Genomic DNA, 11,351 nt, shown 5'->3' with positions numbered 1-11,351 from the left:
GTCGGAGTGGCTTTGTTCACCGTGAGGGTTACGCTCTTGGTGGCCGTGGTGTAGGTGGCGGTGTCAGTCGGGGTGAACGTGACCGACAGGGTCTGCGTTCCGGCGTTAAGGACGGTACCGGAGGACGGGGTGTAGGCGAAGGTACCCGCTACGTTGGCCGTGGCGTTCAGTTGCGTAGCATTAAGGGCGGTCCCGTAGGTGATCGCAGCAGGGTTGTTCCACGTGATCACAGGGGTTTGCTTGGTTGTCGCGCTGACGGTTACCGTGAAGCTTTGTTGGGCGAAGAGATAACCGTTATCTGTAACTTGAACGACAACATTCTGGGAGCCCACCTGCGCAGCAGTCGGCGTCCAGGAAATAACACCGGTGGCCGAATTGATGACCATCCCGCTCGGAGCGGTCGGCAACCCAAAAGTGAGCTTGTCGCCCTGGCTACTGTTCGGATCGCTTGCGACCACGGCGTAAGGATAGGAAACCCCGACGTAAGCACTCGTCACCGGAGAAGAGATGATGGACGGCGCAACGTTTACATAGGAAATGAAGAGCGTATAGGTCTGGGTGGAATATAGTGATGGGACACCATCAACGCTCACCCGGACAGTTACCGTGTTATTGCCGGTTTGGGCAGATGTAGGAGTCCAGGTGATCAGGCCGCTTGTCGGATTGATAGTCATCCCGGCAGGGGCAACGTCGAGGGAATAGTTCAGCTTGGTCCCGGCATCGACGACGGCTGTCACCTGATAACTATATGCCTGGCCTTCGGTGCCGTTCTTGACCGGAAAAGACGTAATTCCGGGAGGATGAACACAAAGAGGCAACTTGGCACTTACGCTCGTGGGGAATGTCTCGTCGCTGACAATCTGGGATACCATTGTGAAATCAGCGAGGGAGTTGACATAATAGGTCCCCTGAACCGTCTGCTGCACCGCACCGGCTGCCATCTGGGGAAGCTTCCAATCGACGGAGCCGGTTGTCGCATTGTAAGCCCCGCCGTTGGTTGCTAATGAGAGCGAGATGTCGCGGGCTAGGTTCTCGCTGATGAAGACGTTATCGGCAGGGGTGAGGGGGTTCCTCGTGTTGTCAAACGTATAGGTGTTCGTGAAGGTTTGACCATAGTTTACACAGGTACTGGGCGTGGTGGTTTTTGAGAGATAGAGGGCCTTGGTGGGATAGAACTCGTCCGTAATCGTAAATGTAACCGGTGTTCCTGGATTGACGGTCAGATCCCACTGGAGAGCGAACTGCTTGTCACCATTATCAAATCCCCCGTTGAGGATATAGGGCCCGGTATAATTATCCAGGTTATACGGCGTACTGCCATTGGCCAAATCCGCAAACTGTGACGTATCGACGCCATACCGGCTCGGAGGAGTCGATGCACTTTCAACAAGGGTTGTTCCTGCTCCAATGGTATCGCTCGCCGTGGCAAAATTGGACTGGTATGCCTTACCTCCGGCAATTGCCGCATTTTCATAAAGATTGCGGCCGGACTTGAGGTCGTAATCGGAATAACTGAAGAAGTGAAAATCCAAGGGAGTAGACTTCTGGTTCGTGATAGTAACCGTCTTGCGAAGGGTGGAGCGGCCGCTGCCGCTTGCACCGCCAACGAGTTCATACTTGATAGACGCCGTAAAATTGCCAGAATTTTCGGTGAAGAGCAGCGTTACCGATGAAGCTGTCTGGCTTATGGCAGAGACAGTGAACGAATCGTAAGCGGCGCCGCTCACCCGCAACTCGGGCGAGGTCGTCCCGATCCGGTAGTAGAAAGCTTGCTGGCTTATTTGTTGCGTGTTATCGACCGTCCAAGAGTAAACACCGGGGCTCGTGTAACCGCTGGGTACCGTAGTGTCCGGCACTGAGGAGTCATCGAGCGTTACTGTTGAATTCCCGCTGGTAAGGGTCCAGTCTCCAGCATAGGCTGAAGGAGTGAACGCCGCGACCAGAAGGAGACAGAGTGCCACGAAAACCCATTTGATTTTCCGCGCAAAGTCCATAACCGAGTACCTTCTTCCTTTCAAATCCTCAAACTAATAATGTCTGAACAGCCATGCGACTATAGACGATCTACTTTTCAGCGAGTTGCGTTATCTACACCTTCTTCGAGCAGTACCTCAATGGTTGCTTTCTTCCGCAATTCCAGCGTGTGTGCATTCAAACGTTTTTCGTCGTCGAAACGTTGCAGGTAGCGGGAAATGAACTCTCTCACTTCCGCGAGCGGCCGTACCGTCATCGGCTTTTTGTCCAGAACTTCTATGATGTGGAAACCGAACTTTGTCCTGACCGGTTCGCTCACGTCATTAATTTTGAGAGAAAAGGCAACTTTGTCGAACTCAGGGGGCATGGATCCTCGCGAAATATAGCCCAGATCCCCACCGGACGAAGAGGTAGCGCATGCCGACACCTCCTTGGCGACACCGGCAAAGTCCTTATCCTTGATAACGCGGCTTCGAATTTCACCGGCCTTTTTCTCGGCCTTTGCGACAGCATCCGCGGTGCTGCCATCCGGTTCGATCAGGATATGCCTGACCTTGATCTGCTCCGGAATACTAAAACTCTTCGGATTATTGCGGTAGAACCCCTGGATTTCGTCATCAGGAACCGGAACGCCAATGATCTTTTGGCTCGTAAGATATTCGTCGTAGCGGACCCCATCCCTAAGTTCAGCCATGAAGATGTCGAGGGTCTTGCCCCTGGCCCGGAGATTATTGAGAAACGCCTCTTCGTTGGGAAACTTCCCTTTAACTTCCTGAAGTCGTTTGCTCACCTTGGCGTCCAGGTCGCTAACGTGCTGCGTACTACTTGCCTGGCGAAGCAGTTCTGCATCGATGAGAGAATAGAGCGCTTTTTTCTTTTGATAGTCATCCATCTTCGCCGGGTTACGCACGAATCCGGAAGCTCTTCCCTTGTTCGCCAAAGCGGCAAGGTGCGATTCCAAAGCATCCTCGTAGATCGGGACTCCGTTGACCCGAGCGACGACTTTCCTGGGTTCTTTCACCTCATCCGCAGAGACAGACGTCTGGAGCAGCTGAAATGCGAGCATCAACCCCAAAAGGAATAAACCATATGCAATCGAACTCTTAAATCTCATTTTCTCTCTATACGTACCCGTTACTGGGCGAGTTTCGTGATGGTGATGTCGGCCGATGACCCAATGTCACCGTACGGAGTAAAGACAAGCGTCGTTTGGGGATTATCGAGAGCCACGCCGATATTCAGTTCCTCAACGGGAGAAGTGAAGCCGGTGGCGAATACACGCTCGAATTCCTTGTCGCTACCAACGGCAGTCTTTACCGCCAAACGCTCCAATCCGTTGTTCCTGACCTGGAACGAATAGCTCCCCTTGCCGAGGCTAACGGATTGTGTGCTGAATTTCGGCATGCCTTTTTTCTTCTCGATATGTATCCTGGTGGCCTGGTCGGTAGCAGCCGAGAGATCAACCAATCCCCAGCCGAAGTACTTGTCACGACCTGGATCCCCCAAATCCTTGGCAGTTGTGTCCAACCTCGCCCTTACCTCGTCGGCGCGACTGCCGTTTCCGTTTGCGTCGGCAATGCCGCTGGAGAGAATCACCGCAGCCGCGCCGGCAACATGGGGTGAAGCCTGGGAAGTGCCGCTCAGAAACGCGTATCCACCACCGCTGACCGTCGACTTGACAAAGGTCCCCGGTGCGGCCAACTCTACCTTAGCGCCGTAACTGGAAGCCGCAACAGTGGTAAAGACGGCACGCTGGTCATTCTGGTCAGTGGCCGCAACGGCGATAACGGAATCAAACGCGGCCGGAACGGAAACTATTTCCCGGTTGTCGTTTCCTGCAGCGGCAACCAGAACTATGCCTGCCTGGTAGGCCCGGTCACAGACATCCTTGAGAGGCTTGAAAATGTCGGGATAGACGGAATAGATATCGCCGGAGTACCCGATGCTGAGATTGATCACATCCATCTTGTTGTCAATGGCCCACTCGATCCCGGCAACAACAGTATCCATGTCCCCACCAGCGGTTGCACTGAAGACTTTGACCGCATAGAGGGACGCTTCCGGTGCTACGCCGACAACACCGGTGCCGTTGTCGCGGGCCGCTATAATCCCTGCCACGTGGGTTCCATGACTCTGAAAGTCGTCGTCAATGGGGTCTGTTGTATTGTTTACAAAATCATATCCACCCCGATAGTTGTCCTTGAGGTCGGGATGGTTGTAGTCAATTCCGGAGTCAACAATGGCGACCTTGATTCCCGCCCCCTTGTATCCACGCGAGGCGGCAACGTTCGAGCCGATCCGCAGGACGCCCCACGAATCAACATATTCGGGTGACGGGGCACTGAGCGGTTCTACCGGTCGGATCAGAGTGAATTTAATATTGTCAACGACATAGGCAACCGAGGAATCCTGCTTCAGACGCGCAATCTCCTCTTCGGGGAGCTCTGCGGAAATGGCGCGGATATGCCGGTGAGTCCGATGGATTCGGCCTCTAGCTCCGTATACCAGATTATGTTCGTGGTTTGCCGGTGTGCGATTGAACCCGATGATAACCTTCTTCGTGGCGGCAAACGAATTAATCGGCAAGAAAAGCATCGCCCCCATAACAGCGACAAGAAGGGTGCGCATTGTGTTCATGGAGTACCTCATAATCGATAGGGTGCAGCCAATAAACAGAGAAAAAGCGGGATAGGGGAGAATCTCCCTCCCCTATCCCGGATGGTCAAAAATTACCGCTTGACCTTCTTGGCACCGCCGGTGACGAGGGCGCTGGTAGGTCCGTAAAGGGTTTTCACGGTTACAGTGCTGCCTGCCTTGAGAGCAGTGCTTGAAACGACAAGCTTAGTATCGCTCCAGTACGAAACGGTGCACTGGCTGCCGTCCGCGGCGAATACACCAAGGCCGGTCTTCACGTCGGTAGCCGGAGCATCGCCGAAGCCGCTACCCGTAATGGTAACCGTGCCGCCGCTGATCGAAGCCGACTTGATGGCAAGGTTCGGAAGTACGGCAACGCGTGTCAGGTTGCTCTGCTTGTCGCCCTTGACTACGAGCAGGTTGTAGGTACCGACCGGAAGAGCCGGGATGTTAACCTGAATCTCGCTCACGGTAATGGAGGTCGGCTGGACAGTAACCGTGACCGAACCATTGGTAAGAGTGACGGACGAAGTGAAGTCAACGCCGTTGCTCTGGTTGGTGAAGCTACCACCAGTGATGGTGAGGGCGTTTGCCTGGTTGGCGATGAGGGCCCTGGTGCTCAGGTCGGATACGAACGGTACAACCGCACCGGCCGGAGACGGATCGGTTGCATACTTCTTGAACGTACCGTGGCAGCCCCAGCAATCGAAGTCGGCGCCGATATGGCCATAACCAAGCGGCATGGCGCCCGGCACGACGTTGGTTCCGAGCGTGGAACCGTTAGGCCCGGCACCGGAGGGGTTCTCGATGTTGTGGAGCGACTTGACGCCGTGGCAACGCTCGCAGGTCCGGATGTCAAGGAAGTTGACATCACCCGGCGCACCACCGTGGCACCAGGTGCAGTCGCCGACCTGGATCGGCTGGCCGGTCACAGAAGTCGGAGCGCCAAGGCCGGTCCCGTGGTGGTTATCGGCATTGCTCTTGATGTCTTTCGGTCCGACGGTGGGGGAAGCTGCAGCAGCCTGGTGGCAAGCCGCGCAACCACCATAGTTATTCGGTACCGACGGGTTGTTGCCGCGCCACTTGGTCTCAGGGGTTACCGAAGACTTAGCATAGGTCGGGATGGTATGGCCATCCAGCGGATTGTCAATGAAGCTGCCGTGGCAGAACTTGCAGTCCTGCTGCTGCGCTTGGGTCGTGATATGGTGCGGAGTCTTGGAGTGGCAGCGGAGGCAATCCCGGAAATCAGCAAAAGTGAATCCGCCCGCGCCATCGGGGATCAGCTGGTGGCAGCCGGTAACCGGGTTGGCGGTCGGGTCGCCGTAGCAGCTCAACTGCCGCGGCGGCAGTGTCAGGTTGTGGTGGCGCGGAACAACGACCGTGTCGCTCACGTGACACGGAGCAGCCTGCAGACAGTCAGCACGGGTCAACGCCGAAAACGTCGTATCGTAGATACCTCCATTCTGGTTAGCCGGCGGCGGGGGTACCACAGCCCAGTTGACAGCGGCAAAACCCAGAATTGCCGTTACTGCGAGCCCTGTGCTTATCAATAGCTTCTTTTTCATTCCTTTCTGCTCCTTTCGCGTAATTTACTGTAGATAATTTTCATTTACGACAACAGTTGAATCAAAAGACCTCCTGTCATCACCTCCTTCGCGCTAAGATTGTGAAAACCCTGCCAACAAATCAACCATCACATTTCATGAACCGGGAATGGAAGTGGCGCCTCCTCATTTCAGCCAGAAGTCAAAAAACATCGCGCAAATCCAACGAAGCATTCCCTGTTTTTCATCAAAATCGCTTTTATTCCGCACCTGAATTGCTCGCCATCCTGAAGCAATACTTTCATAAATAGAAAGTCATCCAAGCAAGGAATAGCGACGTCGAGCCCAAAGGGGGCCCATATGGTTAGCATCAACTAACCAAGTAGGTTACTGTAACGTGCAGAAATGGTTTGTCAAGGCAGATTGTATACTGCATTCTATAGACACCACCACAATTAGCAAATAAATTTTATTGCCCTTCAAGTTGGCATTTTGACACAGCAATGTGGACCGCATTCGTAACAGGGCAAAATTTCGCCATTTTCCCATAATGCACTCATTACGATAACGCTCCCACCCACGCAACACTCGTTAACCCACCGTCAAATAACCGGACATCCGGCGAAATAGCTTACCCTTTCGCCGGAGCACCACACAAAAGAACTGGAGACTACTCAAAAAAATCTTTGTAATCATGCGCTTTTCCCATATCCGAGGGGTCCACTGGCAGCAGTCTTTTCAACAGACAACCAAGTAAATTGCAACCTTCGGACCCAAACAGAAAACTGATCAAAGCGCCGTTCCCGGCGGTCTTGGGAGATGCCTTCACGGGGGCTTGCGGGGCTGTCTATCGGGAGGAGTACTAGAACATGAACCTGCGCATGCTGATGTTGAGCAGCACTCCCACACCAATCATGGAGGTGATCATAGAGGTGCCGCCATAGGAGAAAAGCGGGAGGGGAACACCGACAACCGGGAAGACCCCGATTACCATGCCGATATTGATGATAGTATGCCAGAAGAGCATGGCCGTCACCCCGACGGCCATAAGGCTGCCGAATCGGTCGTTACACCTGCCGGCAATGTGGAGTCCCCAGAATATGAGGAACAGGTAGAGGAGCAGCAGCGTCAGACACCCGATGAACCCCCACTCCTCGCCAAAAACCGAGAATGCGAAATCGGTGTGCTGTTCGGGGAGAAAACGGAGCTGGGTCTGGGTCCCGTGGGTAAACCCCTTGCCGAATATCCCCCCTGAACCGACTGCGATCTTGCTCTGGATGATATGGTAGCCCGATCCGAGCGGATCGCGTTCCGGGTTGAGGAAGTTGAGAATCCTGTTTTTCTGGTAATCACGCAGGTAATAGTGCCATCCCAGGTAAATCGCGGGCACGGTTGCCGCAAGGCAGGCGATGAGGGTTGCCACGCGGACTCCTGCATAGGCAATCATGGAACAGGCAATGAGAATTATGACAATGGCAGTGCCCAGGTCGGGCTGCTTCATAATAAGGATTGCCGGCCCCCCCACAAACAACAGGGGATAGACGAGATCCCGCACGGTTAACCCGTCGACGACCGGGTACCGTGAAAGGAACCGTGCGAGGGTCATAATCATGACCACCTTCATCGGCTCGGAGGGTTGGATGCTGAAAAATCCGAGGTGAAGCCAGCGAGTGGCCCCCATGGAAGTCTTTCCCATCAGCAGGACGGCAACCAGCACAACGCAGAGTACCCCGTAAAACCAGTAGGCAATGTCCTCCAACAGATGGTAGTCAACACTGCAGGCAAGCATCACCAGAAACATGCCGGCAACGATCCAGTAGAACTGCTTGAGGTAATAGGGTGCCCCCACGAGGGTATAGGAAGCGGAGGCACTGTAGATATTGACTATGCCCATGGCGCTGATGAGGAACACAAGCACCAGGAGAGTCCAGTCGAAATTGGTAAAAAGTCTGCGATCGATCATTGCTCTTGCTGTCCTTGCGACACACTGCCGCCTTGCGCGGATGCCGGTGGTTCCTGTCCTGCCTGCTCTCCCGTCTCGCTGGGAGCATCTTTCCTGACGGGCCTCCTGATTGTTCCCTTTCCCTCGAAATAGGCCCGAAGGATGTTACCCGCTATGGGAGCCGCTGCGGAGCCGCCGTGCTCGCCATGCTCAATCACCACGGCCACCGCCACTTCGGGTTTGTCGTACGGGGCAAAGGCGACGAAGAGGGCATGGTCCCGGTATTGATAGGGGATCCCCCCTTTGTTGTCGCGGAGTTTCACCACCTGGGACGTGCCGGTCTTACCCGCCACCTGCACCTGGTAGAGCCGCGCCCTTGCACCGGTCCCCCCGGGATCGTTGACGACGGCGGAAAGCCCCTCTTTCACCAGTCTGAAACTCCTTGCACTGATTCGTGGCCTGGCAATGACCTCCGGCTTGAACTCCTGGAGGGCCCTGCCGTCCTGGTCGATGATGCGCTTGACAAGGTGGGGACGGTAGACAACACCGTCGGTGGCGACGGTAGCGATCATGGACGCAAGCTGGATAGGCGTCATGAGAACATAGCCCTGGCCAATGGCGGCGGGAAGCGTATCCCCCTGAAGCCATTTCTTCTTGTGGCGTTTCTCCTTCCACTCCGACGTGGGGATAAGCCCCCCCTTCTCATTGTCCAGCCCGACCCCCATGGGGGAACCTATACCGAGCGCCCGGGCATAGGCCGCGATCTTGTCGATGCCGAGCCTTTCACCCAACTGGTAAAAATAGACATCGCACGACTCCTTGAGGGCACGCCTCAGATTCACCGTACCGTGACCTTTTCGCTCCCAGCAGCCGAACTTGCTCGCGCCAAGGGTGTAGGTGCCTCTACAGACGACCGAGGTTTTCTCGTCAATGAGCCCTTCCTCAAGTCCCGCAAGGGCGGTAATGATCTTGAAGGTGGAGCCGGGAGGATACTGCCCCTTGAGGGCCTTATTTTCCAAGGGATGGCGTTTGTCCTCCAGGTACTCTTTCCACTTCTCGGGGGGCATCCGGTCGGTAAAGAGAGCAGGATCGAAATCGGGATTACTGGCAAAGGCAAGAATATCCCCGGTATTGACATCCATCACCACGGCTGCGCCCGCCTGCTCGCCGAAACTCTGCTCAGTCCTTTTCTGGAGTTCCGCGTCGATGGTCAGAACGAGGCTCGAACCGACCGTGGGGGGAGTCTCGGAGAGAGTCCGCAGGATTCGGCCCCGGGCATCCACCTCGATCTGCCGGCCGCCATCCTTGCCGTGGAGAACCCGCTCCCAGCTCCGTTCAATACCGCTCTTTCCAATGTAATCGCCCGAATTATAGCCGGCATGGGCCTCGGACTTCAGCTCATCATCAGACACCTCGCCGAGATAACCAAGGAGGTGTGAAGCGAGCACTCCCGCTTCGTACTGGCGCACCGGCTTGATCTCGATCTCAAGCCCCGGAAGCCAGAGGCGTTTCTCCTCCAGCAGCTCAAGCTGGTCCCGGGTAATACCTGAAGCGAGGACGATAGGATGGTACCGGGCCCGCCCCTTCCCCTTTTCCCACTTCTCCAGGAGCTCGGCCCGGTCGATGTCGAGATATGCGGAAAGCTGGTTCAGGAGGGCATCCCTGTCCTTCACCTCCTGGGGGATAACGGCAACGCTGAACGAGGGGCGATTGCTGACAAGCACCGTGCCGTTGCGATCAAAGATGGTTCCCCGGGACGCCGCCACCGGAACAAGGCGGAGCCGGTTGCTTTCGGACTTGTTCTGGAAATCCTCGGCCTTGACAATCTGGAGATACCAGAGTCGGGTCAGGAGCAGAAAGAAGAGTGCGGCCACAAAGCACGACAGAATGATTATCTGCTTTTGCTTCCGGGGATCATTGGGCTGCCGGATGTAGGCCTTCCCGTTCATCGGGCCTCCCCTATCCGCGCAAGGTGTGGAAAGGTGAAGATAACGGAGGCAACCAGGGCATTGACAAGGGCCTGGGGGACGAGGCTTTCGAGGAGAGTTGCGTAAATCCCCTGGGCCGAGGAGAAGAGAAACAGCAGAAGCAGGTTCAGTAAGCCATTGACGATGGTTGAGGAAAAGACTCCGAGGATCATGAGCGAGCGCCGGTCGGTGAAGAGGCGGTCGGCCACCATGGTGAGCCCCAGAAAGATAATCAGATAGGAAAAACCGTTCAGTCCCAGATAGAGACCGCTGAAACTGTCATGGACGAGGCCGAGAACGTAGGCGAGCGCCCCCCAGGCGACCCCCTCCCGCAGCCCCATGTAGACCACAAAAATAATCAGGAGGTTGGGCTTGAAGGGATCGGCAATATGCGCAGGAAAGAGGGTTACCTGCATGACGAGCGCCGCGAAGACGAGGATAGCGTACCAGAGAACCTTGATCATGGCGCCTTCTGCAAGAGAACGAGAACTTCCTCAAGCCTTGCCATATTCACGGCCGGACGAACGCTGATGGTCTGGAAGATGCCGTATTCTCCCTTCCTCACCATGGTCACTTCGCCGATGACGAGCCCTTTGGGGAAGATGCCCCCGATGCCGGAGGTCACAACCATGTCGCCGACCTTCACATCTTCCTCCCGGAGGGAGAATTCGAGGGAACAGAGACCGCCCCCCTTCCCCTTGATCACTCCCCTGGCCCGGGAACGCTGGACCACCGAGGCTATGCCGCTGGCAGTGTCGGTGAGGAGCAACACGCGGGAACTCCCCGCCGCCACCTTGATCACCTGGCCCACCACGCCGTTGGCTGCCACCACCGGCATCCCTTCCTGGAGACCGTCCACCGCCCCCCGGTTGATGACCAGGGTCTTGAACCAGGGGGAGCTGTCTTCACCGATCACCATGGCGGCCACCGACGGCGCCCGCTGGATCGCCTTCAGGTCCAGAAGCTGCCTCAAGCGCACATTCTCGTGGATTGCCTCCCGGTTCTCGATCAGGCGGGAGTTGAGGGTCTTCACCGACTCGCGCAGCTGCTTGTTCTCTGCCCGGACGTCAACCAGGTCGATGTAGTCATTCCAGACGCCGGAAAAAAACCCGCTAACCCCGGCACCGACATTGTGAACCGGCGCAAAGAGATCGATGACCATGCGTTCAAAGCCGCTTGCGTGCTCCCGATCCCGCAGACTGAGGGAATAGAAGGCAAGGGCCGCCAGCAGGGCCGCGCCGGTCAGCAGGTGGAACCGGTATTTCCTGATCAGTTCGAGCATGGAGCGAT

The 11,351-nt window shown here is 55.9% G+C and carries 8 protein-coding genes; all 8 read right to left on the bottom strand.

All coding sequences use genetic code 11. From position 1 onward, the window contains the following. The coding region (locus KI811_RS18145) for a putative Ig domain-containing protein (protein WP_214187882.1) at positions 1 to 1,994 on the bottom strand (1,994 nt) is incomplete at its 3' end. Positions 1,995 to 2,071: 77 nt separating this feature from the next. Then, complete coding sequence (locus KI811_RS18140; protein ID WP_214187881.1) at positions 2,072 to 3,088, bottom strand: peptidylprolyl isomerase; 1,017 nt, start codon at positions 3,086 to 3,088, stop codon at positions 2,072 to 2,074. Between the two features lie 20 nt (positions 3,089 to 3,108). Next, on the bottom strand, positions 3,109 to 4,611 hold the full coding sequence (locus KI811_RS18135; protein ID WP_214187880.1) for a S8 family peptidase: 1,503 nt from the start codon (positions 4,609 to 4,611) through the stop codon (positions 3,109 to 3,111). Positions 4,612 to 4,703: 92 nt separating this feature from the next. Continuing rightward, positions 4,704 to 6,173 carry an IPT/TIG domain-containing protein gene (locus KI811_RS18130; protein WP_214187879.1) on the bottom strand — a complete coding sequence of 490 codons (1,470 nt, stop codon included), beginning with the start codon at positions 6,171 to 6,173 and terminating at the stop codon, positions 4,704 to 4,706. 841 nt (positions 6,174 to 7,014) lie between these two features. Continuing rightward, entirely contained in the window at positions 7,015 to 8,115 is a 1,101-nt protein-coding gene (gene rodA, locus KI811_RS18125; protein WP_214187878.1) for a rod shape-determining protein RodA, read from the bottom strand. Further along, positions 8,112 to 10,043: a penicillin-binding protein 2 gene (gene mrdA, locus KI811_RS18120; RefSeq protein ID WP_214187877.1), complete on the bottom strand. Its 1,932-nt coding sequence runs from the start codon at positions 10,041 to 10,043 to the stop codon at positions 8,112 to 8,114. Before mrdA ends, rodA begins: the two co-directional genes overlap by 4 nt. Beyond that, a complete protein-coding gene (gene mreD / locus KI811_RS18115) occupies positions 10,040 to 10,525 on the bottom strand; it encodes a rod shape-determining protein MreD (protein ID WP_214187876.1) in 486 nt (161 codons plus the stop codon). Before mreD ends, mrdA begins: the two co-directional genes overlap by 4 nt. Further along, positions 10,522 to 11,343 (bottom strand): rod shape-determining protein MreC, encoded by an 822-nt coding sequence (gene mreC, locus KI811_RS18110; RefSeq protein ID WP_214187875.1) that lies wholly within the window; start codon positions 11,341 to 11,343, stop codon positions 10,522 to 10,524. Before mreC ends, mreD begins: the two co-directional genes overlap by 4 nt. Positions 11,344 to 11,351: the final 8 nt, after the last annotated feature.

Origin of the sequence: Geobacter hydrogenophilus, assembly GCF_018501225.1 — a bacterium.
GTDB lineage: Bacteria > Desulfobacterota > Desulfuromonadia > Geobacterales > Geobacteraceae > Geobacter > Geobacter hydrogenophilus.
Note: the sequence above shows the minus strand (reverse complement) of the source record. Positions and strands in the feature narration are given on the sequence as shown.